This is a genomic window from Bythopirellula sp. (genome assembly GCF_041737835.1).
Taxonomy (GTDB): domain Bacteria; phylum Planctomycetota; class Planctomycetia; order Pirellulales; family Lacipirellulaceae; genus Bythopirellula.
This window is the reverse complement of record NZ_JBGSQY010000066.1, coordinates 1-21,769: the sequence shown is the minus strand read 5'-3', so window position 1 is coordinate 21,769 and position 21,769 is coordinate 1. Positions and strand designations below refer to the sequence as shown.

At 55.7% G+C, this 21,769-nt stretch carries 19 protein-coding genes; 8 read left to right on the top strand and 11 right to left on the bottom strand.

Going from position 1 to position 21,769, the window contains the following annotated elements:
• Nucleotides 1-120: 120 nt before the first annotated feature.
• The 3 genes from AC6T8Q_RS18815 to AC6T8Q_RS18805 all read left to right on the top strand — a co-directional run bounded on the left by AC6T8Q_RS18815 (nt 121) and on the right by AC6T8Q_RS18805 (nt 5,523).
• Nucleotides 121-3,195: a DUF1553 domain-containing protein gene (locus AC6T8Q_RS18815; RefSeq protein WP_500680545.1), complete on the top strand. Its 3,075-nt coding sequence runs from the start codon at nt 121-123 to the stop codon at nt 3,193-3,195.
• An 11-nt stretch (nt 3,196-3,206) separates the two neighbouring features.
• Nucleotides 3,207-4,643 (top strand): DUF1501 domain-containing protein, encoded by a 1,437-nt coding sequence (locus AC6T8Q_RS18810; RefSeq protein ID WP_500680544.1) that lies wholly within the window; start codon nt 3,207-3,209, stop codon nt 4,641-4,643.
• Between the two features lie 136 nt (nt 4,644-4,779).
• Entirely contained in the window at nt 4,780-5,523 is a 744-nt protein-coding gene (locus AC6T8Q_RS18805) for a rhomboid family intramembrane serine protease (RefSeq protein ID WP_500680543.1), read from the top strand.
• Nucleotides 5,524-5,552: 29 nt separating this feature from the next.
• Here the strand turns inward: AC6T8Q_RS18805 and AC6T8Q_RS18800 are convergent, their stop codons facing one another.
• Nucleotides 5,553-7,466 (bottom strand): acyl-CoA dehydrogenase family protein, encoded by a 1,914-nt coding sequence (locus AC6T8Q_RS18800; protein WP_500680542.1) that lies wholly within the window; start codon nt 7,464-7,466, stop codon nt 5,553-5,555.
• Between the two features lie 121 nt (nt 7,467-7,587).
• Between AC6T8Q_RS18800 and AC6T8Q_RS18795 the strand changes: the two genes are divergently transcribed.
• Both AC6T8Q_RS18795 and AC6T8Q_RS18790 read left to right on the top strand, forming a co-directional pair.
• Nucleotides 7,588-8,757 (top strand): aminopeptidase, encoded by a 1,170-nt coding sequence (locus AC6T8Q_RS18795; protein WP_500680541.1) that lies wholly within the window; start codon nt 7,588-7,590, stop codon nt 8,755-8,757.
• 116 nt (nt 8,758-8,873) lie between these two features.
• Nucleotides 8,874-9,083 (top strand): DUF2934 domain-containing protein, encoded by a 210-nt coding sequence (locus tag AC6T8Q_RS18790; RefSeq protein ID WP_500680540.1) that lies wholly within the window; start codon nt 8,874-8,876, stop codon nt 9,081-9,083.
• Nucleotides 9,084-9,087: 4 nt separating this feature from the next.
• On the opposite strand, the gene AC6T8Q_RS18785 is transcribed toward AC6T8Q_RS18790, so the two are convergent.
• The 8 genes from AC6T8Q_RS18785 to pheA all read right to left on the bottom strand — a co-directional run bounded on the left by AC6T8Q_RS18785 (nt 9,088) and on the right by pheA (nt 14,603).
• The gene (locus AC6T8Q_RS18785; protein WP_500680539.1) at nt 9,088-9,714 is read right to left on the bottom strand and encodes a phosphopantothenoylcysteine decarboxylase domain-containing protein; all 627 of its coding nucleotides are present in this window, start codon (nt 9,712-9,714) and stop codon (nt 9,088-9,090) included.
• Nucleotides 9,715-9,765: 51 nt separating this feature from the next.
• On the bottom strand, nt 9,766-10,311 hold the full coding sequence (locus AC6T8Q_RS18780) for a flavoprotein (protein ID WP_500680538.1): 546 nt from the start codon (nt 10,309-10,311) through the stop codon (nt 9,766-9,768).
• 24 nt (nt 10,312-10,335) lie between these two features.
• Nucleotides 10,336-10,599 carry a DNA-directed RNA polymerase subunit omega gene (locus AC6T8Q_RS18775; RefSeq protein ID WP_496919346.1) on the bottom strand — a complete coding sequence of 88 codons (264 nt, stop codon included), beginning with the start codon at nt 10,597-10,599 and terminating at the stop codon, nt 10,336-10,338.
• On the bottom strand, nt 10,592-11,179 hold the full coding sequence (gene gmk / locus AC6T8Q_RS18770) for a guanylate kinase (protein WP_500680537.1): 588 nt from the start codon (nt 11,177-11,179) through the stop codon (nt 10,592-10,594). The genes AC6T8Q_RS18775 and gmk overlap by 8 nt, the downstream gene beginning before the upstream one ends.
• Nucleotides 11,176-12,063 carry a YicC/YloC family endoribonuclease gene (locus AC6T8Q_RS18765; RefSeq protein ID WP_500680536.1) on the bottom strand — a complete coding sequence of 296 codons (888 nt, stop codon included), beginning with the start codon at nt 12,061-12,063 and terminating at the stop codon, nt 11,176-11,178. Before AC6T8Q_RS18765 ends, gmk begins: the two co-directional genes overlap by 4 nt.
• Before the next feature lie 29 nt (nt 12,064-12,092).
• Nucleotides 12,093-12,620: a preprotein translocase subunit SecG gene (gene secG / locus AC6T8Q_RS18760; protein WP_500680535.1), complete on the bottom strand. Its 528-nt coding sequence runs from the start codon at nt 12,618-12,620 to the stop codon at nt 12,093-12,095.
• Nucleotides 12,621-12,647: 27 nt separating this feature from the next.
• Nucleotides 12,648-13,418 carry a triose-phosphate isomerase gene (tpiA, locus tag AC6T8Q_RS18755; RefSeq protein WP_500680534.1) on the bottom strand — a complete coding sequence of 257 codons (771 nt, stop codon included), beginning with the start codon at nt 13,416-13,418 and terminating at the stop codon, nt 12,648-12,650.
• A gap of 72 nt (nt 13,419-13,490) precedes the next feature.
• Nucleotides 13,491-14,603, bottom strand: coding sequence for a prephenate dehydratase (pheA, locus tag AC6T8Q_RS18750; protein ID WP_500680533.1), 1,113 nt, complete (start codon nt 14,601-14,603; stop codon nt 13,491-13,493).
• 353 nt (nt 14,604-14,956) lie between these two features.
• Here pheA and dnaK point away from each other — a divergent pair, with 353 nt between their 5' ends.
• From dnaK to clpB, 3 genes are all read left to right on the top strand, one after another.
• A complete protein-coding gene (gene dnaK / locus AC6T8Q_RS18745; protein ID WP_496919352.1) occupies nt 14,957-16,864 on the top strand; it encodes a molecular chaperone DnaK in 1,908 nt (635 codons plus the stop codon).
• Between the two features lie 193 nt (nt 16,865-17,057).
• Nucleotides 17,058-17,510, top strand: coding sequence for an IS200/IS605 family transposase (gene tnpA, locus AC6T8Q_RS18740; protein WP_500680532.1), 453 nt, complete (start codon nt 17,058-17,060; stop codon nt 17,508-17,510).
• A 132-nt stretch (nt 17,511-17,642) separates the two neighbouring features.
• Complete coding sequence (gene clpB / locus AC6T8Q_RS18735; RefSeq protein ID WP_500680531.1) at nt 17,643-20,318, top strand: ATP-dependent chaperone ClpB; 2,676 nt, start codon at nt 17,643-17,645, stop codon at nt 20,316-20,318.
• Between the two features lie 150 nt (nt 20,319-20,468).
• Here the strand turns inward: clpB and AC6T8Q_RS18730 are convergent, their stop codons facing one another.
• Nucleotides 20,469-20,660 carry a DUF6800 family protein gene (locus tag AC6T8Q_RS18730; protein WP_496919356.1) on the bottom strand — a complete coding sequence of 64 codons (192 nt, stop codon included), beginning with the start codon at nt 20,658-20,660 and terminating at the stop codon, nt 20,469-20,471.
• Nucleotides 20,661-21,131: 471 nt separating this feature from the next.
• Entirely contained in the window at nt 21,132-21,311 is a 180-nt protein-coding gene (locus AC6T8Q_RS18725) for a hypothetical protein (protein WP_500680530.1), read from the bottom strand.
• Nucleotides 21,312-21,769: the final 458 nt, after the last annotated feature.

Here is a 21,769-nt window from a genome sequence, read left to right as displayed (position 1 = left end):
CTTTTCTTTGGCTCGCAGCGCAGATGCGATACGCATTGCTGTTGGAAAATCCGCCTGGCTGGCTTTTCTCTCGCATTTTGTTCTCAGCTCATTTGCTCGCTGGGCCACGCTGAAGAACGATTGCAGTTCAATCGCGATATTCGCCCGATTCTGTTTGATGCCTGCATCTCGTGCCACGGTCCTGATAGCGCATCGCGTCAAGCGGATTTGCGGCTTGACCGCCGGGAAGCCGCGATCGATGCGGGGGCCATCGTTCCGAATGAGCCCGAGACGAGTGAATTGATTCGCCGCATTCTGTCGGAAGATGAAGCGGAGGTGATGCCTCCGCCGGAATCAAAGAAAGTGCTGACCGCTGAACAAAAAGAGTTGCTAACCTGGTGGGTGCAAGAGGGAGCCGAGTATCAGCCGCATTGGTCGTTGATTCCGCCGCGACGCCCTGCCCTGCCGACTGTGAAAGATGCCAACTGGCCACAGAATGCCATCGACCACTTTATTGCTGCTCGCTTAGAGGCCGAACAATTGACACCCGCCCCAGCGGCTGACCGGCGCACTCTCGCACGGCGGGTGAGTCTGGATCTGACGGGCTTGCCCCCCACGCCCGATGTTGTCGAAGCCTTTGTCAATGATCAATCGACTGATGCTTATGAAAAGTTGGTTGATAAGTTCTTGGATTCACCGCAATGGGGTGAGCATCGTGCGCGCTATTGGCTCGACGTGGCCCGCTACGCTGATACCCACGGCATACATTTCGATAACTATCGCGAAATGTGGTCGTATCGCGATTGGGTGATCAACGCGTTCAACAAAAACATGCCGTTTGATCGTTTCACGATTGAAAGCCTCGCGGGGGATTTGCTGCCGGAAGCCACGCTCGAACAACAAATTGGCTCGGGCTTCAATCGGTGCAATATCACGACCAATGAAGGAGGAGCAATCGACGAAGAGTATTTGGTGCTTTACGCACGCGATCGCACAGAAACCACGGCCATGGCTTGGTTGGGTTTGACCGTGGGGTGCGCGGTTTGTCACGACCATAAATTCGATCCGCTTTCTCAACGCGAGTTCTATGAGTTATCGGCGTTTTTCAACAACACAACCCAAGCGGCAATGGACGGCAACATTAAGGATACGCCACCCGTGGTCGTGGTCCCCGCGGAAGCTGATCGCAAGCGGTGGGATGAGCTCAAGGTTCTCAGATCTCACTGGGAACAGCAGCTTGCCGAGCGACGCCAACAAGCGCGGGGTGAATTCGACACCTGGCATGTGTCGGCGGACCGAAGTGATGTTGCGACGGAGGTTTCTGATGAAGGTTTACAACTGAGTGTGCCGTTCGATCAAGATGCCGAAACGATTGATTACGCCGTGACGGGCAAGCAACGCTCGATGCCTAAGCCCGCGACTTTGGAATGGCGTCCTGGCGTCAATGGCAAACAGGCCGCTTATCTCAGCCAAGGCGGAATATTAGAAGTCGCTGAAGTGGGCGATTTCGAGAACGATCAGAAATACAGTTTCGCCACCTGGATCAAGTTGCCCGCGAATGATTCGAGCGGATCGGTCATCGCTCGTATGGACGACAAGAACGGATTCCGGGGTTGGGATTTGTGGATCGAGAATTGCCGGATTGGGACTCACCTTATTAGCACTTGGCCCGGCAATGCGATCAAGGTTCTCACCAAGAATCAGGTCCCGGCAGATCAATGGATTCACGTGGCCGTCACGTACGATGGTAGCCGGCAAGGGACTGGCTTTAAGATTTTCATTAACGGCATCGCCCAAGAGTTGAACGTTGTTGCCAACACATTGAAAGAGACGACTCGCAACACCGTGCCGTTCAAGATCGGCCAACGACACGAAGGTTCGCCCGTTTCGGGAGTTACGATCGCCGACTTGCGAATCTACGACCGGCAACTGAGTGATTTGGAAGTTTCGTCGCTGGGGAATACGGCGCTATTCGCCACGCTGGCGAAACCTGCCGCGGAGCGTTCAGCCGATGAATTGACGGCACTCTATGAATGGTGGTTGCCGACGCGCGACGAGCGTTTTCAAGACATTCAAGCGCGGCTCGGTGAGATTGCCCAGGAAGATCAAGGGATCCGCTCGCGGGGAACGGTCGCTCACGTGATGCATGAAAAAAGTGAGCCCGCCAAGGCGTTTGTTCTCAATCGGGGCGAATACGATCAGCGGCTGGAGGAAGTGCAGGCGGGCACTCCTGAAATGCTGCCGCCGTTTCCTCAAGATTTGCCGCGGAACCGTTGGGGGCTCGCCGAATGGCTGCTGAGGCCCGAACAACCGTTGACAGCTCGTGTGGTGGTCAATCGTTTCTGGCAAGAAGTCTTCGGCACGGGTCTGGTCAGCACGGCGGGAGATTTTGGCGTGACGGGCCAACTCCCCTCGCATCCGGAACTGCTGGATTGGCTGGCCGTCGAGTTTCGCGACAGCGGCTGGGACGTGAAGCAGTTGTTCAAATTGATGGTAATGAGTGCGACGTATCAGCAAAGTGCAGTGGCAACCGTCGAAAAAATCGAACGTGACCCCGAAAATCGCTTGCTCGCCCGTGGCCCGCGCTACCGGATGGATGCCGAGATGGTGCGAGATTACGCGCTAGCCGCGTGTGGCATGTTGTCGCCGAAAATTGGTGGGCCGAGCGTCAAACCTTATCAACCGCCGGGAGTTTGGGAAGCGGTCGCCATGCGTGAGAGCAATACGCATGACTATGTGCAGGACAAGGACGAAGCGTTGTATCGGCGGAGCATGTACACCTTCTGGAAGCGGTCCGCTCCGCCAGCTTCGATGGATCTGTTCAATGCCCCCTCGCGCGAAACGTGTGTGATGGCCCGCGAACGAACCAACACACCTCTCCAGGCTTTAGTCACCTTAAATGATCCTCAGTATATCGAAGCGGCCCGGCATCTTGCTGAAAGTGTCGTTCAGCAAGAAAGCTCAGAGTTCGAAAAGCGGGTGCAGTGGTTGGCTGCGAAATTGTTGGCCCGCAATTTTAACGAAGCGGAATTGAAAATCGCACAATCAACCTTCGACCAATTGCTAACGCACTACCGAGCTCACGCCGATCAAGCGGAACAACTTGTTCGTGTCGGTGAAACTCCGCTGAACGATAAACTCCCCGTCGCGGAACTTGCTGCCTGGACGATGACAGTGAATCAATTGCTGAACCTGGACGAAACACTCAACAAATAGCACTATTCGCGATGAATGCTTTCGAAGAATATCGACGACTGGTGACGCGCCGCCATTTTCTGGCGAGCGGTGCGAATTTGCTGGGAACCGCCGCATTGGGTGCGCTCGCTGGTGAAACCTTTGCCTCGGGGCTGACTTCGCCGACGCATTTCGCTCCGAAAGCGAAGCGAATCATCTATCTGCACATGGTGGGCGGCCCGCCGCAGATGGATTTGTTTGATTACAAGCCGACGTTGGGCAAGTGGTTCGACAAAGACTTGCCCGAATCAGTCCGGATGGGTCAGCGGCTCACCACGATGACTTCGGGGCAAGCTCGTTTTCCTATCGCCCCTTCCAAGTACAAATTTGAAAAGTGCGGCCAGTCGGGGATGACGATCTGCGAATTGCTGCCCTGGCTCAAACAATCTGCCGACGAAATGGTGTTCGTCCGCAGCATGTACACCGAGGCGATCAACCACGAGCCGGCAATCACGCTCATGCAAACCGGCAATCAAGTGACGGGCCGGCCGTGTCTGGGTTCGTGGAGTTCGTATGGGTTGGGTTCGCTCAACGAGAACCTGCCGACGTTTGTGGTGATGGTGGCTCGCCCCACGAACACGGAGCAAATGCAGGCAATTTCGGCCCGCTTATGGTCCTCGGGCTTTTTGCCAGGGCATCACGCCGGGGTGAGCTTACGCACCGCGGGCGATCCGATCCTCTACATCAATGATCCACCGGGCGTCCCCCGAGAAGTGCGGCGGACAACGCTCGACGGGATCAAAGCTTTGAACGAATTAAATTACGCGGAGCTTAACGATCCGCAAACGGCCACGCGCATCGAGCAGTATGAACTTGCCTATCGCATGCAAGCGAGCGTGCCGGAATTGACGGATCTCGCCAGTGAACCGGAATCGATTTATCGGCTTTATGGCGACGCGGCCAAGCAACCCGGTACGTTTGCCAACACGGCCTTACTCGCACGGCGAATGGTCGAGCGTGGCGTGCGATTTGTGCAGATTTATCACAACAACTGGGACACGCACGCCAATGTAGCGGGTCGCCTGCCCGATCAATGCCGCGATATCGATCAACCTTGCTTCGCACTGATTCAAGATTTGAAACAGCGCGGAATGCTCGACGACACGCTCGTGATTTGGGGCGGCGAATTTGGGCGAACGATTTACTCCCAAGGGGGCCTCACCAACGACAATTACGGTCGAGATCATCATCCCCGGTGCTTCACAATGTGGATGGCCGGGGGCGGCTTCAAGCCGGGCACGTTCCACGGCGAAACGGACGATTTCTCCTACAACATCGTCAAAGATCCCGTGCATATTCGCGACTTGCACGCCACGGTGTTGCATCAGCTTGGCTTCGATCACGAGCGATTCTCGTTCAAGCATCAAGGGCTCGACCAGAAGCTCACGGGCGTGGTTCCCGCGCGGGTCGTGCATGAGTTACTGAGCTGACGCTAGGCATAAATTGATTCAGCCGGCCGATAATCTGCCAAGTTTGGAACCGTGGGGGATCATGTTGGGAAAATAGTATCAATGCAGGTAAGATGTTGTTGGAGATTCTGCTTGGCTCTTACTGCGATCTGCTTTTATGGTCTTTCCCATTGGTGACGACAATACCGGCTCAGACTCATTCCCGATCGTCAACATCGCATTGATCGTGGTTAACGTCTTGGTATTTGTCTTTCTGCAAGGTCTGGGAAGCAACGACCGTTTCACTTTCGCCTATTCAACGGTTCCTGCCGAGATAGTCAGCGGCAAAGACTTGGTCTCTGGGGATCAAGTCGTTCAGATGGAAACCGTGGGAGGCAGGCAAGAAGTTCGCATCCCTGGACTTAAAGAAACGCCAATACCGGTCTATCTCACGCTACTGACGGCAATTTTCATGCACGGAGGGTTCGCCCATTTGCTCGGAAACATGTGGTTTTTGTGGATCTTCGGCGACAATATCGAGCACGATTTGGGCAGAATCCGATATCTGTTCTTCTATCTTATCTGCGGCATACTGGCTTCACTCGCTCATGTGCTACTCAACACTTCTGGGCCATCATCTTTGATCCCAAGCTTGGGTGCCTCGGGTGCGATTTCCGGCGTGATGGGAGGATATCTGGTGCTGCATCCTCATCGCCGTGTGACGGTTCTGTTGTTTCAGTTCGTAACGGATGTCCCCGGAATTGTCGCGGTAGGTTTGTGGTTTGTGTTTCAGATTATCAGCGGCTTGGGAGTGCTCGGCGGCGATCAAGGGGGCGTGGCCTATGCCGCCCACATCGCCGGATTTATTGCCGGAGCGTTGCTTGTGAAGCCTTTTCAAAAACTAGGCTTAGCGAGTCGTTAGGACTTTCAGGGTGGTCCAAAGATAAAATACTAATTCTCGTACGGCATTAGGATTTCATCCGGCTTGAGTTCCGCGAGCCCTGGAAATTTTCCATCCGCGATCGCGGCACCGAGTTGCGTGACTTGCTTGAAATAAGCATTCGATGGCCGTTTGCCGGTCAGCTGCTGAATCAACTCCTGGCAAAAGACATCGGCGGACGCTCGCAAAATTTCGTCGCTTTGCCGTGAGCCATACAAGGCCGTGCAGAGAATGGTGATGAGATTCTGGCACCGCAGCGACAGCTCAGCCATCCGACATTGGCGATCCGCGAGCGATAACTGAAATTTCATCATCGTGTTAGAAATTTCGAGCGACATTTCTTGCAGCGCGTTACAGGCGAATTCCGCGTGCCGGGCAAGTTCACTTGGCATGTGGGGGAGTTGGCTCTTGGCGGTGGGCATAAGCCGCCGAGCCACGAGCCATTTCAAATAGGGCAGCGCCACTTTTCGGAGCGCCCAAGCATGCGCGGGATTGAGCGGGTTGGGCTTCTTAATGCCGTTGGCGGCTAAAGCTTTCCCCACTGGCTCGAAATAGGTTTTGCCGTGGTCCTTCACCAGCGATTTGAAGAAGGCCATGCCGAGCATTTCGCCTTCCCCTTCGTAAATGCAAGGGGCCAGATACTCGTGTACATTATCACCCAGCAAATGGCCATGTAAAAACGACCGGCCGCCATGGGTTTTCATGAACAACTCAATCGCCGCGCGCTTCTGGGCTTCGCTGCCGAAGATCTTGGCGATCACGCATTCCATCTCGCCGCGATAACCTTGATCGATGAGTCCCGCGCACCAAGCGACGAGCGCATCACAAGCCGTGATCAGTCCCGCAAGTTGGCCTAATCGTCGTTGCACAAGTTCGCGGCTGGCAATTGGCGCGCTGTAAGTCACGCGGAATTGGGCCCAGGGAATCATGCTGGCCATCATCAACCGCATGGTTCCCGCGGCGTTGGCACACAGGGCGATGCGCCCCAGATTCAAGCCGTGGTAGGCAATCGTGAGGCCATCTCCACGCACCGGAACAAGCAAGTTGTCGGCAGGAACACGAAAATCGCGAAAGATAATCCCTTGATTGTAAGTGTGCTTCAGAGCCCACAAGCCATATTTGCGAAGCTGGAAATTCTCGTTTTCCTCGGCGGGTAACTCGACAATTAACACCGCCGGTTTGTCGTCGATCAAACAAACAAGTCCAATCGTCCGGCCCGGGACGACGTTCGTGATGAAGAGCTTCTCACCATTCACGATAAAATCATCGCCGTCACGACGCGCTGTGGTGCGCAGTGCCGTGAGATCGCTCCCCGCGCAGGGTTCCGTGAGCGCAAAAGCACTTAAGCGTGAACCATCGGCCAGTCCCGGGAGGAATCGTTGTTTTTGTTCGGGCGTGCCGAATGTCCGCACGGGATCGACGGCCCCGATGCAGCCGTGAACCGAGGCCAAGCCGGCAATCGTCGGATCGGCCGTTGCCATTCGAGTCAGAAACGGTGCAAACGCGGCGAAGGGTGTTCCCAAACCGCCGTATTCCTTGTCGACTAACAATCCCCAATATCCAACGCTAGCCAAATCGCTCAGCACGTTATCGGTGATCTTGCCATTTTCATCCAGCAAGGTTTCCGCCGTGCGATGCCGACGCACAACATTAATTGACTCGTCCATCACGTGGGCGATTTCGGGCGAAGGCGTGACCGAGGTGCTCTGAAACAAATCGACCGGGACACCCCGTTCCCACACGGCACGATGCGCCGGACTATGCACCGTTTGGTATTGAGGAGCAAATAACGCCTCGACTTGATCATCGGCCTTGTCGATCGCTCCCGTGCGGCGGGCTTCGTCATCGCTCTTCCCGCCGAGCTTGAGTGCCGTTTCGGCAAAAGATGCTTCGTGCTCGGTGCTGGGGGGTAGGGTCGACGACATGGCCTCAAACTCGCGCGTGAAGAAAAGTTATGTTTCCGCTGAATTATACCCGCTTCCAGCTCGAACGTGCGTTGCCGATTTCCCGTAAGGACTTTATGATTTCCGCAAAGATTCCGATTAAATGCCCGGCGAACCGTCGGTTCGCGGCTATTCTTTGATTTTTTCCAAGCACATTGCCATGCACGACCCACGAATCGATAAGCTCGCCAATTTATTGCTCGATCACAGTTGCTCGCTCAAAAAGGACGAACACGTTCTGATTGAGGCGTTTGATTTGCCTGAGCCGCATCTCGTCACGGCACTCGTGGAAGGGGCCGCCGAGCGCGGGGCCGTGCCCTTGGTCAGCATGAAGAACAATGCCGTGCTGCGTTCCCTTTATCGCACGGCGACCGAAGCCAGTATGAAGGCCGCTGCGGAATTTGAAGCGGCCCGCATGAAATCCGTGCAGGCCTACATTGGCATTCGCGGAGCTTACAACAGCAGCCAGTTTGCCGACGTGCCGCACGATCGGATGGACTTGTTCCAACAGCATTGGTGGAAAAAAGTTCATGGCGCGATTCGCGTCCCCGACACCAAGTGGGTGGTGCTGCGTTACCCCACGGATTCATTCGCGCAAGCCGCGAGCATGAGCACGTCGGCTTTTGAAGATTTCTTCTTCGACGTCTGCACGGCTGACTACGCAGCAATGGGCCGCGCGCAAGAACCACTCAAAAAGCGCATGGAAGCGGCCGACCATGTCCGCATCACGGCCCCCGGCACGGAGTTGGAATTCTCGATCAAAGATATTCCCGTGATCCCCTGCAACGGCGAACGGAATATCCCCGACGGCGAAGTCTTCACGGCCCCGGTCCGCGACAGCATTAACGGCGTGATCAAGTTCAACACGCAATCGCGTTATCAAGGGACCGTATTCAGCGACATCGAGTTTGAATTCAAGGACGGCAAGATTATTCGCGCGGAGTCCAGCGACACCGAACGCATCAACGCGATTCTCGATTCCGACGAAGGAGCTCGCTACACGGGGGAATGGTCACTGGGCACGAACAATTTTGTGCGGCATCCCATGCTCGACACATTGTTCGATGAAAAAATCGGCGGGAGTTTTCACCTCACTCCCGGCCAAGCGTATGAAGAAGCCAACAACGGCAACAACAGCCGCATTCACTGGGACCTGGTACTGATTCAACGGGCCGATTATGGCGGCGGCGAAATCTGGTTCGACGGTGAATTGATCCGCAAAGACGGTTTCTTTATCCCCGAAGACCTCAAAGGCTTAAACGCGGGCCTCTAGCCACTTGCGGCTTAGCGATGAATAACGCTGCTAGCAATGCTGACATTGCCCTGCCCTCTCGAAACCCACTATAAAGGGACTTTTCCCACCCCGTAGGCGGAAGAGGTCTCATTGCTATGTCGCACGGCGCGAACCATCAATCGTCACAAATCACCGACCAAATGATTTCCCAACGGGCCTACCACATCTGGCAATCCCGCGGTTGTCCCCAAGGCGACGGCTCCAACGACTGGGAACACGCCCGCCAACAGCTCGAACGAGAAAACCGTGGAGCCCTCGGCTCGCTGCGAAGAATTATCGCGCGGCTGCGGACCAGAGCGGCATAGGCGCTCAGCGTATCAATCGCTCCGCGATCACCGCCAAGATTTCACGCGCCGCTTCCAGCTTCGTTCCGCTGACTTGCTTGATCACGCTGCCGGCGGGGTCGATGATTTCAACCTGATTGTTGAGTGAGTGCATCGCCTCGACACCGTTGGAAACCATCAAATCGCAATGTTTCCGTTCGAGCTTTGCGAGCGCTCGCAGTCGATGGTCTTCCGTCTCCAGAGCGAAGCCGACGACCCAGCGTGTCCCCTTCTCGGCTCCGAGCGTGGCGACGACGTCATCGGTTTCGATCAGATGCAATTGCAGCGGTTCGCCCGTCTTGGCGATCTTATGCGATTCGACGTGCACGGGGCGATAATCACTCGGTGCCGCGGCGCCGATCATGCCGTCGCAATCAGCAAACACCTTGCGGCAGGCTTCCATCATCTCTTCGGTCGAGATCACCGGCACGACTTCCGCCGCGACGGGATAGTGGACTTCAACGGGCCCTGTCACCAAGATAACTTCGTGGCCCAAATCCAAGGCCGCTTCCGCCAAGGCAGCCCCCATGCGACCGCTCGAGGCGTTGGTCAGATATCGAACCGGATCGAGATACTGCCGTGTCGGTCCAGAAGTGATGAGAATGCGCGCCATGTTGATGCTCAGTGCTTAATTCTTGCACTCACGGCATCGAGACGATGCCGGCTAACTCTTTTCTTTGAGTAAATCGTGAATCTTGGCCGCGATTTCGGTGGGCTCCGCCATGCGGCCTTTACCCGTGACGCGGCAACTCAACCAGCCTTCGTTGGGTCCCACGAAGTGAAAACCATCGTGCGTGAGTTGTTGCACGTTTCGTTGGACGGCTGACTTCTCCCACATCTCGTTATTCATCGCGGGGGCCAAAATGGTTGGCCCCGTGAATGAGAGAAGCAATGTGCTGAGCAAGTCTTCCGCTAAGCCGCAAGCGGCCTGCGCCAAGATATTGGCCGTGGCCGGGGCGATGCACAACAAGTCTGCTTGCCGAGCCAATTCAATGTGCGGACCCAAATGGTATTCGTGCTTATCAAAGCCTTGGGTCAGCACACGGCGACCAGTCAGAGCTTGGAAGGTTGCCGCGCCGATGAACTTTTGCGCGGCGCGGGTCATGACCACGGTCACACCCAGGCCGCTCTGCACGAGATCGCTCACCAAGTAGGCCGTCTTGTACGCAGCAATCCCTCCCGACACGCCGACTACGATTTCGTGTGCCATATTCTGCGACGTTCCTACCAAGAACTAGAGGCTGGAAAGATCCAACTCAGGCGGGCCACCGGAGCTGACCGATTCGCTGGTGATCTTGAGTTGGCTGGAGGAATCCAAATAAATTTTGTTTTGCAGAATCTCTTCGACGACGATTTCCATCTTGTTCTTCGTGTCCATGTCGACCAAGGGCCGCGCGCCGGCGTTGATCGCCGCGAGACGCTTCTGAATAAGCGTCGATAACTTAAAACGCCCGCCGACCTTGTTCACAATTTGTTCTTCTTTGAGAGCATCAATCATCAAGAATTCCTTGGGCTACTAAAATCTCCACGATTTCGTCCGCCGTTTCGGGGACCGTATCGTTCACGACTTGAAAGGTGTATTGATGGGCCAATTCGATCTCTCGCCGGGCTACTTCGAGCCGACGGTCGATGGCCTCTTCCGCCTCGGTGCCTCGGGATCGCAACCGCCGCTCCAATTCCTTGATGGACGAGGGTTGGATAAAGATCGTAATTGCATCAGCGAACCGGTCGAGGACCTTTTCGGCCCCCAACACGTCAATCTCTAAGAGTACCCATTTCCCTTCAGCTAATCTAGGGCTGACGGCACTCCACAGGGTCCCATACCAGTGTCCACGGCCGAAAACTTCGACCGTTTCGAGGAATTCCCCCGCCTCGCGGCGGCGAGTAAATTCCGCAGGATCCATGAAGTAGTAATCCACCCCCTCCTGCTCACCGGGTCGGGGTTTGCGAGTCGTCGCCGAAATGCTCCGCACGAGCCGCGGCGAGAGTCGCTCCATCACCATGGGCACAATGGTCGACTTCCCCACGCCGGAAGGGCCGGAAACCACCACGAGTTTTCCAGGCTTTTCTGCACTCATTGCACGTTCTGAATCTGCTCGCGAATCCGTTCTAGTGCCGTTTTGATCTCAACGATTTGCTGCGAGATCAGCGCATCATTCGCCTTGGAGCCGATGGTATTTGTTTCGCGGCCCATTTCCTGGCAGATAAACTCCATTTTGCGACCAGCACTTTCGTCGAGTTCGAGCGCCGCGGCGAACTGCTGGAGATGGCTGCGTAAGCGCACAATCTCTTCAGAAATATCAGCCCGATCGGCGTAGAGTGCCACTTCGCGGACCAAGTCCGCTGGCTCGATCGTCACGTTGAGCGATGATAGGGCCTCGTTCACGCGATCTTGAATCCGCTTGCGATAGCTTTCGCCAACCTGCGGGGCTTGTTTTTCGATGATGTCGAGGCAAAGAGCCACGGTCACACATTGATCGCGCAAATCCGCGGCGAGTGCTTCACCTTCCACGGATCGCATGGATGTGAGTTGTGCAATCGCTCCGTGCAAAGTTAGTTCGACAATGGGCCACAAACTCGCGGCGTCGAGAGCCTCAGCGGAAAGCTCTTCCACAACACCCGGCAAGCTCGTGAGCGGTTCCAAGCGGATGGCTTCGTCGAGATTCCGCTTTGCGGCGACCGACTGCAATTGGTCGACATACTGGTTGAGAATACGCGTGTTGAGGCGGTAATCCTCGGCACTGGCCAAATGGCGAATCCGCAAATTGCAGGTCACCGTGCCACGTTTGACCGTGTCGCGTAGGACCGCTTCGATGAGCGATTCCAAAACACCGTAACCCTCGGTCGTGCGGATATTCGACTTGAAATAGCGGCTGTTGACCGTGCGAATTTCGACAGCGATGGCGTACCCTTCGCGCTGCTCGACCACCTCACCGAAACCGGTCATGCTGAGCAGGGGCACGTGCAATCCTCAAAAAATTCGCGGCTAAGTTATTCGGTCTTCGCTTCGTCTGCAGCCGGGGTCGCCGCTTCAGCAGCCGGTGTCACCGATTCACTCGCAGGTTCAGTCGGAGAAGATTCAACCGGCGGAGCCGACTCCGTGGCAGCTTCCTCGGCAGGGTCTTCATCAGCTGGGGCCTCAACCGCTTTGTCGTCGGCAGGTTCGCCTTCGGTTGCCGCTTTCTCGGTGGCTTCCTTTTCGGCTTCAGTTAATGCGGGACCGGTGCTGACAGGAGCTTCGTTGCCCGTGTTCAAACGACTTCCAGCCGTGGCGGGTCCCAGCTTAGCAGCAGCGATGCAGAGGATGATCCACACCGCAGCGGCACCAATCGTGATCCGGGTGAAGATATCGCCCGCTTTGGCACCAAACGCGCTCGAGCCACCCATGCCGCCCAGCGCACCGGCCAAGCCGCCACCGCGACCGCGTTGCACGAGGACGAGCAAAATCAAAAAGATAGCGACTATCGAAAGCAGCACTTGAAACAGCAACTGCATCGCCGCAAACATCGGAATGACCACTAGAGTGCTCCGTCAAAAATTTCGTTGTTAAGCCTGGGCGACCGTGGCACCAGCCGCGGCAATCGCCAGGAAATCCGCCGCTTTGAGACTCGCCCCGCCAATCAGGGCGCCGTCAACATTGGGTTGCGACAACAATTGGGCCGCATTGTCTGGTTTGACGCTGCCCCCGTACAGGATTCGCACCTTGTCGGCAATCTGGGCATTGTAGCGTTCCACCAGTTGCCTGCGAAGATCGGCATGAACCTCTTCGGCCTGCTCGGTGGTGGCCACTTTACCGGTCCCGATCGCCCAAACCGGCTCGTAGGCGATTGTTACCGACAACATTTGCTCGTCGGTTACCCCGGCTAATGAGCCTTCAAACTGCTTTTTAATGACTTCGCCCGTCTTCCCGGCTTCGCGTTCTTCGAGCAGTTCGCCAACGCAAACAATCGGCCGTAAACCGGCCTTCAACGCGGCGTGTGTTTTTTTGTTGATGATTTCGTCGGTTTCGCCCAGGATATGCCGGCGTTCGCTGTGACCCAGGATCACATATTGCACCCCGAGGTCGGTGAGCATGGCGGTGCTGGTTTCGCCGGTAAATGCTCCGTTGGCTTCGAAATAGACATTCTGAGCCCCCAGTCCCACGGCGGCATCGCAAATCACATCACGCACGAGCGACAAATAGACGTTCGGAGGGCAAACCAATAGCTCGGCCCCTTCGCATTCACTCGCCTTTTCGGCCACGGCACTCGCCAACTGGCGGGCGCTCGCCCTATCAGTGTTCATTTTCCAATTGCCAGCGATCAATGGGGTTCGCATCGACGAAATCTCCTCGCACAAAAACCGAAGGTCACACAGCCCGCTTTACCCGGACCGGGATAGCCCCTCAGTTTAGCCGATGGGATCGGCCTGTGCATAGGAGCCCAGCACGGTGAGACGAGTAGCCCGTTTTTCTAGGGCCGAAAGGGCCCGGCGAGCCCGCAAATCCGCGGCATGGCCCTGAAATTCCACGAAAAAGACGTACCGTCCGCGTTGGCCAGGGAGCGGGAACGACTCGATCCAGGTCATATTGAGCCGCTGCTTTTTGAAAATTCCCATCGCGTCGGCGAGCGCCCCCGGCTGATGGTTGATCTCGAACACGATCGAGGTTTTGTCCTGACCCGTTTTGGGCCCGGTCTCTTGGCCAATGACGGCAAAGCGCGTGACGTTATCCGGATTGTCCTCAATCCCTTTGACTAACACGGCAACGCCGTTGTTGATTCCCGCCTGTTCGCTGGCGATCGCAGCGGTTCCCTTTTCTTCAGCCGCTTTGCGGGCGGCATCAGCGGAACTGGCCACTTCCACCAGTTGTACGTTGGGCAGGTGCTGACTCAACCAATTGCGGCATTGCGAGAAGGGTTGCCGCTTGCTGTAAATCTTCTTGATCTCGTTGCGGCTGCAATTGGCGAGCAAACAGTGACGAATCCGCAACGGCACTTCACCACAGATTTTCACAGGTGAGCGGGCCAAACACTCCAAGGCATCGGCCACTCGGCCATCGGTGGAATTCTCGATCGGCACGAGCCCAAAATCGGCCTGTTTGCGCTCGACTTCTTCAAACACCGCGGCAATCGTGGCGACGGGAATGAGCTGAGCACTTTGGCCAAATCGTTCAATTGCTGCTAGGTGGCTATAAGTGAATTCAGGGCCCAAGTAGGCCACCGTGGTCGCTAGCGCGGAAGCCTGTGTGCCGCTGATGATTTCGCGAAAGACGTTGTGAATCGCCGTAGCGTCGAGCGGCCCTTTGCTGGCGGCAGCAATCTCGTCGACGTGTTTTAGCGCGGCCTGTAAACCAGGAGCCTTCTCGCTGGTAGCACTTCGTTGAGCGGCAAGGCTAACTCGTTGATTGATGAGATCCAAAATTTCGCGATCGAGCTTATCGATTTGTCGCTCCGCAGGGGTTTTCGATCCCTCGGTGCTCGAAGCTTTGGACTCTTTTCCAGCAGATTTTTTCTTCTTGGCCATCGCCCCAGTATGTTTCTCAATCTCGGCATGTCCAAGCGACCTGCCAATGTGGCACTGCCTTTGAATAGCCTGCGAAAGTGTACCCCGCGGAAAGCTGCCATTTTGACAGAAACATTGCCATAACTGTCATTCTTGCCACCCAACAGGGCGTTCCATAAAGTATTTTGCAATAATACTTTACGTCATTATATCTCATGCCAGCAACACGGCACAACCTTTGCTAATTGACTTTCCACGGGCAATCTCTGCCCACAGAAAAGTACAAATTGACCAAGCACCTGCTGGAATTGTTTCCGACTTCGGGTCCAATCCAAGCAGCTCAGAAGGCTTAGGTATATCGAAGGAGAATTCTCATGGCAGGCGAAAAAATCATTGGTATCGATCTCGGCACGACGAACTCCGTCGTCGCCGTGATGGAAGGTAAAGAGGCGAAGGTCATCCCCAACGCCGAAGGCAACCGGCTCACGCCGAGCGTTGTTGCGTTTACCGACAAGGGTGAAGTCCTCGTCGGCGAGCCCGCACGGCGGCAAGCGGTCACCAACCCCACTAAGACCGTTTACTCGATCAAGCGGTTCATGGGTCGGCGGCATAATGAAGTCGCTTCGGAAGAAAAGATGGTTCCCTACGAAGTCGTCGGCGGTGCCGAAGACTATGTGAAGGTGAAGGTTGGCAATCAGGAAATGACCCCTCCGGAAATTTCCGCGAAGATTCTGCGCAAGCTCAAGGAATCCGCCGAAGCCTATCTTGGCCACACCGTCAACAAAGCGGTGATCACGGTCCCTGCGTACTTCAACGACGCGCAACGTCAGGCTACCAAAGATGCCGGGCAGATCGCTGGCTTGGAAGTGGCTCGTATCATCAACGAACCGACCGCGGCTTCGTTGGCTTACGGTCTCGACAAGAAAGCGCAGGAAAAGATCTGCGTGTTCGACCTCGGTGGCGGTACGTTCGACGTTTCGATTCTCGAAGTGGCCGATGGCGTGTTCCGCGTGATCTCGACCAACGGCGATACGCACTTGGGTGGTGACGACTTCGACCAAGCGTTGATCAACTACGTGGCCGATCAGTTCAAACGCGAGCAAGGCATTGATCTCCGCAAAGATCAAATGGCGTTGCAGCGATTGCAAGAAGCGTGCGAGAAGGCCAAGAAGGAACTCAGCTCGGCCCACTCGACCGATATCAATCTGCCGTTCATCACGGCCGATGCCAGCGGTCCGAAGCACTTGCAGATGAACATCAGCCGCGTGGATTTCGAGAAGTTGGTCGACGACCTCATCGAGCGCGTGCGTGGTCCCGTGTTGCAAGCCATGAAAGACGCCAAGCTTTCGCCGAGCGATATCGACGAAGTCGTGCTCGTGGGTGGTTCAACCCGTATTCCCAAGGTTCAAGCCGTGGTGAAGGAAATCTTCGGCAAGGATCCCCACAAGGGCGTGAACCCCGACGAAGTCGTGGCCATCGGTGCCGCGATTCAGGGTGGCGTGCTGAGCGGTGAAGTGCAAGACATTTTGCTGCTGGACGTAACTCCGCTTTCGTTGGGTATCGAAACCCTGGGTGGCGTGATGACCAAGCTCGTCGAGCGCAACACCACGATTCCCGCCGAGCGGAAGCAAGTTTTCAGTACGGCTGACGACAACCAGACCGCGGTCACAGTTCGCGTGTTCCAAGGGGAACGCGAAATGTGTGCCGACAACCGATTGTTAAGCCAGTTCAACCTGGAAGGCATTCCGCCCGCCCCGCGTGGCGTGCCGCAAATCGAAGTGAAGTTCGATCTTGATGCGAACGGCATTTTGAGCGTGGCCGCCAAGGATCTCGGCACGGGCAAGGAGCAAACGGTTCGTATCGAGCAATCGAGCGGACTCAGCGAAGACGAGATCAACAAGATGAAGCGCGACGCGACGGAGCATGCCGCCGAAGATAAGAAGAAGCGCGAACTTGTCGAAGCTCGCAACGAGGCGGAATCGCGTGCTTATCAGCTTGAAAAGTTGATCAAGGAGCAAGGCTCGAAACTCAAGGATGCCGACAAAACGGCTCTTGAGTCAGCGATCGCCAAGGTCCGTGAAAAGGCCAAGGGCGAAGATGCCGCCGCGATCAAAGCCGCGATCGGCGAACTGGAAGCCGCATCGCACGCGATGAGCGAAGCCTTGTATAAGTCGACCGCTGGTGGCGAGGCTGCCTCGGCGGATGCGGGTGGAGCTGAAACCGCGGCGAGTGATTCGGCCGACGATGATGCGATCGATGCTGAGTTTGAAGTGAAGAGTTAATAGTCTGAAAAGAACTATTAGCCGTTAGTGATTCGAAAATGGCTGGTGCCGTGCATTCTCAACAAGTTTGCCGGCACCAGCATTTCGTTTTGCCCCGGAGGGGCACGGTCGTGTAGCCAGGGACGCCAGTCCCTGGTGGATAGATTAAAACAAGGTTTTAGCTCCGGAGGAGCGGCATCTTGGAGTTCGCTTCATGCCTTCGACCTTTACCAATCTGTTGTATCACATCGTTTTCAGCACGAAGCACCGGGAACCTTTAATCAAGGAGGAACTTCAAGAAGAGCTTTATCGATACATCGGCGGAATTATTCGTGCCGAAGGAGGTATCTTGCTTGAAATTGGTGGCGTTGCGGACCACGTTCACCTGCTGAGCAAAATCAAGCCATCGGTCGCTGTCTCCGAGATGCTCAACAAGATTAAGGCGAATTCTTCCAAGTGGAACAACGAAAACAAAAAATCTAGGGATCGATTTAGTTGGCAAGAAGGATATGCAGCATTCACGGTGAGCGAATCTCAATCACCAATCGTTCGTGAATATATTCGCAACCAGGCAGAGCATCACAAGAAGATCTCGTTTCAGGACGAATTTATCGCACTCTTGGAAAAACATGGTGTGAGTTACGACCCTAAATACATTTGGGACTGATGCCGCCCCTCCGGGGCTAAGAGTAATTGCACTAAGTCTCCAGAGCTTAACAGACCTGGCTACACGACTCTGGCCCTCCGGGCCAATCAAACTTATCGAACCAAATCGACGAGAAGCAAAGTAGAGATAACCATGGCATTTCGTTTTGACAAATTAACGATCAAAGCTCAGGAGGCGGTGCAGCGGGCGCAGGAATTGGCGGCTGACGCGGGGAATCCCCAGCTTGAGCCGATTCATCTGCTCGCGGCGTTGCTCGAAGAGCAAGATGGCGTGGTGCGACCCCTCTTGGATCGTGTGGGCACGAACCAAGGCCAGTTGCAACAGATTGTTTCGGCGGAACTCAAGCATTTGCCCAAAGCGAGCGGTGGTTCGCCCCCGCATTTGAGCAGCGACGCCAACCGCATCCTCGAAGCTGCTCAATCGCAAGCCCAAGCGATGCAGGACGACTATGTGTCGACCGAGCATCTTTTGCTTGCGCTCGCCAAGGAAAAATCCAAAGCTCAGGACGTGCTTAAGCTCAACGCTGTTGATGAGAAAGATATTCTCACGGCGCTGCGTGAAGTGCGTGGCTCGGCTCGTGTGACGGACCAAAGTCCCGAAGCCAAATTCCAAGCCCTGGAAAAATATGGCATCGATCTGGTGACCCGCGCCGAGCAAGGCAAGCTCGACCCCGTGATCGGTCGCGACCAGGAAATCCGCCGTGTGATTCAGGTTCTTTCCCGGCGCACCAAAAACAATCCCGTGCTGATTGGTGAACCGGGCGTCGGCAAGACAGCCATCGCAGAGGGTTTGGCGCTGCGCATCGTGCAGAGCGACGTCCCGCAAAGTCTGAAAAACAAGCGGGTGATCGCGCTCGACATGGGTGCGCTGATTGCCGGCACAAAATTTCGCGGCGAATTTGAAGAGCGACTCAAAGCGGTCTTGCGCGAAGTGCAAGACTCCAACGGCAGCGTGATTCTGTTCATCGACGAGTTGCATACCGTCGTGGGAGCGGGTGCTGCCGAGGGTGGCAACGACGCCGCGAATCTGCTCAAGCCGGCTCTCGCGCGGGGGGAACTCCGCTGCATTGGTGCGACCACGCTCGATGAGTATCGCAAGTACATCGAGAAGGATGCCGCGCTCGAGAGGCGTTTCCAACCTGTGTTCGTGGGCGAACCCAACGTGGAAGACACGATCGCGATTCTGCGCGGTTTGAAGCCTCGCTATGAAGCGCATCATAAGGGCGTGCGGATCAAAGACTCGGCGCTTGTGGCTGCGGCGGAGCTTTCGCATCGCTACATTGCCGACCGGTTCCTGCCGGATAAGGCGATCGACCTGATGGACGAAGCCACGAGCCGGCTGGCGATGGAACTGCAAAGCGTGCCGACCGAGATCGATCAGTTGCAGCGCAAGCTGACGCAACTGGAAATCGCCGCGCGGCAACTCGCCGACGAAACCGAAGAGCATGCCAAGCAACGTCTCGCCGACGTCAACGAAGACATGGACGAGATTAAAAAGAAGCTGGCCGATCTGCGCGAGCAATGGGAAAGCGAAAAACTCGGCGTGGGCGACGTGCAGCAAGTTCGTGAGAAGTTGCTCGACGTCACGCACAAGGCCGAGCAACTCGCCGCGACGATCACAGACAAGCAATCGGCGGGCGAGTTGGTCCCCGAAGCGCTTTATCAATCGCTGTACGAACTGGACGTTCAGCGCAAGCAACTCACCAAGCAATTGGACGAAATCGAATCCCGCCAAGCGGCCGGCGAAAAAGCCGCGGCCAGCGGCACGCGCAAGCGCTTGCTGCGACAGGAAGTTGGCCCCGATGAAATCGCCGAAGTGGTCAGCGCGTGGACCGGGGTTCCCGTCTCACGCATGCTGGAAACCGAGCGGGCTAAGCTCCTGGTGCTCGAAGAACGCCTCCATCAGCGAGTTGTGGGCCAGGACGAAGCCGTCGAAGCCGTGGCGAACGCGGTTCGTCGTAGCCGCAGCGGCTTGCAGGATCCCAATCGTCCGATTGGTTCGTTCCTGTTCTGTGGCCCCACGGGCGTGGGCAAAACGGAGCTTTGCAAGGCTCTCGCCGAAACACTGTTCGACGACGAGAACGCCATGGTCCGCCTCGACATGAGCGAGTTCATGGAAAAGCACACGGTGAGCCGTTTAATAGGCGCGCCTCCGGGCTACGTCGGTTACGAAGAAGGGGGTAAGCTCACCGAAGCGGTCCGTCGTCGGCCTTATTCCGTGGTGCTGTTGGATGAAATCGAGAAGGCCCATCCCGATGTGTTTAATATCTTACTCCAGGTACTCGACGATGGTCGCCTCACCGACAACCACGGCCACACGGTCGACTTCACGAACACGATTGTCGTGATGACCTCGAACGTCGGCAGCCAGCTCATTCAGCAGATCACCAACGAAGGTGGCAGCGAGGAAGACATGCGCGAGGCGCTACAAGAAGCCTTGCGAGCGCGGTTCTTGCCGGAGTTCCTTAACCGCATCGACGAAACGATCGTGTTCCAGCCGCTTAATCGCAGCCAGGTCACGCGGATTGTCGATCTGCAACTCGAACGACTCGAAAAGCTGCTCGCCAAGAAGCATTTGAATCTGGTCGTGACCGAAGCGGCCCGCAACCACATTGCCGCGGAAGGTTACGATCCTGCCTTCGGCGCGCGGCCGGTAAAGCGGGTGATTCAACACTCGATTCAGAATCCGCTCGCCACGGAGCTCTTGCGGGAAGACTATCCCGAGGGGGCGACGATCGAGGTCGATTATCGCGACGAGGAATTCACGTTCCGCCGCGTGGATGCGGCTGAACCGGAGCTAGTGAGTTAAGAGTTCGTGAGTTAACGACTCTTGAAATAACGAATCGCTTCCGGATCAGTTTTGATCCGGAAGCCATTTTTTTTAGAGCATTTTTGGCTTTGTTCAGTGTGCCACGAGTCTCCGACTCGTAGGGCGACTCGGAGAGTCGCACCACACTGTTTAGCGGCCTGACTCGACCAGCTGCCATTCGTTGATCAGTCTTTCGGCACCGGGCGACATTTCGCGCAGCTTGCGAACGATTTCCAACTTTTCGGATTGCGTCGCCTTGGGAAGCTTGGTCTTCAATTGGGCCAACTTGGAATAGCGCTTGCGGCGACGGCGAAGCTCACGTTTGCGTTCACTAGCTCCCACGAAATATCTCCTTAGTCAGACGCACCTTGTGAAAAGGCGCACAATGTACTGGTATGAAGAGGTGGACGAGCCAGCCTCGAATCCCTTTTTGTAAGGGATTCGAGGGTTATCGTCAACGTGGGCGATTTCTCTCGCATTTCTTCGGTTAGGCGGCGGGGGTGGTCGCTTCTTGCGTCGTTTACGGCAGATTCAATCAGATTGTGAACCGTACCAGGCCATGCGAAAATCTGGGCATGGACACTCATCACGACCCAAGCTTCTGGCCCAAGCTACCCGAAGACCCAGCCGGTTGCGCTTGGTACTTCGTTGGGTTCTGTGTCTTTTTGATGATGATTTTGGGAGCATTGAAGTGGATACAATGAGCAAGGAACCAGTTGTTTAGACAAACATAGCAAGAACAGAGGCTGGCATGCCCAGTTTAGGCATGGAGCCGCCACCGGGATCAGCCAGCCATACTGCACTCTGATCGGGCTACCGATAGTACTTACGCAACTCAGGAACGAGTTGCTTCCATCGCTCCAACTCAGCGGCTTGGTTCTTAGCCGCAGCTTGCTCATCCAAGGCTCGTTCGAGCTTACTTACTCGAGACTTTAAGAGACGGCACTCCAAAGTGAGTGCTTTGACCTTACGGTCGACAGAATGAGAGTCCATTTTCGAATCCTTCTAAATGGGTCACTAGGGGGCCAAACTCATTTTTGGCCGTACGATCGGATTATAGAGTTTTCAGACGCAGAAGTCCAACAAATATTCGTGGGACAGTTGAAGACTTAAATAGCTATTCTTTGCGACAAGTCGAACCCCCACACATCGTCTTTCCTCTTAAAAAACGGTTACGATTTGCTTTGGGGTCAAGGACTTTAGATGCCAAAATACAAAACGTTTTTTATCCGGTAGCTTAGCACCTATACTGTCCCGGAAGCTAAATAAATAGCTTTCTGTAGGGACCTGTTCTGCATCTAACCTTAGTAGTGCGATAGCCCAGGACTTTCGGACAGTGGCGGGAGCCGGAATAATGGTTCTCGAAGGAGGTCCGATAGATGGACATACAAGCGAAGCAACAGCGGCCGACGTACAGCGATGAGTTTAAGCGAGATGCGGTGCGTCTGGTA

Bases quoted from the DNA above. Each gene is read 5' to 3' on its own strand.
- AC6T8Q_RS18810 (WP_500680544.1), top strand. From the start codon at position 3,207: ATGAATGCTTTCGAAGAATATCGACGACTGGTGACGCGCCGCCATTTT.
- AC6T8Q_RS18805 (WP_500680543.1), top strand. From the start codon at position 4,780: ATGGTCTTTCCCATTGGTGACGACAATACCGGCTCAGACTCATTCCCG.
- AC6T8Q_RS18800 (WP_500680542.1), bottom strand. From the start codon at position 7,466: ATGTCGTCGACCCTACCCCCCAGCACCGAGCACGAAGCATCTTTTGCC.
- AC6T8Q_RS18795 (WP_500680541.1), top strand. From the start codon at position 7,588: ATGCCCGGCGAACCGTCGGTTCGCGGCTATTCTTTGATTTTTTCCAAG.
- AC6T8Q_RS18790 (WP_500680540.1), top strand. From the start codon at position 8,874: ATGTCGCACGGCGCGAACCATCAATCGTCACAAATCACCGACCAAATG.
- AC6T8Q_RS18785 (WP_500680539.1), bottom strand. From the start codon at position 9,714: ATGGCGCGCATTCTCATCACTTCTGGACCGACACGGCAGTATCTCGAT.
- AC6T8Q_RS18780 (WP_500680538.1), bottom strand. From the start codon at position 10,311: ATGGCACACGAAATCGTAGTCGGCGTGTCGGGAGGGATTGCTGCGTAC.
- AC6T8Q_RS18775 (WP_496919346.1), bottom strand. From the start codon at position 10,599: ATGATTGATGCTCTCAAAGAAGAACAAATTGTGAACAAGGTCGGCGGG.
- gmk (WP_500680537.1), bottom strand. From the start codon at position 11,179: ATGAGTGCAGAAAAGCCTGGAAAACTCGTGGTGGTTTCCGGCCCTTCC.
- tpiA (WP_500680534.1), bottom strand. From the start codon at position 13,418: ATGCGAACCCCATTGATCGCTGGCAATTGGAAAATGAACACTGATAGG.
- pheA (WP_500680533.1), bottom strand. From the start codon at position 14,603: ATGGCCAAGAAGAAAAAATCTGCTGGAAAAGAGTCCAAAGCTTCGAGC.
- dnaK (WP_496919352.1), top strand. From the start codon at position 14,957: ATGGCAGGCGAAAAAATCATTGGTATCGATCTCGGCACGACGAACTCC.
- tnpA (WP_500680532.1), top strand. From the start codon at position 17,058: ATGCCTTCGACCTTTACCAATCTGTTGTATCACATCGTTTTCAGCACG.
- clpB (WP_500680531.1), top strand. From the start codon at position 17,643: ATGGCATTTCGTTTTGACAAATTAACGATCAAAGCTCAGGAGGCGGTG.
- AC6T8Q_RS18725 (WP_500680530.1), bottom strand. From the start codon at position 21,311: ATGGACTCTCATTCTGTCGACCGTAAGGTCAAAGCACTCACTTTGGAG.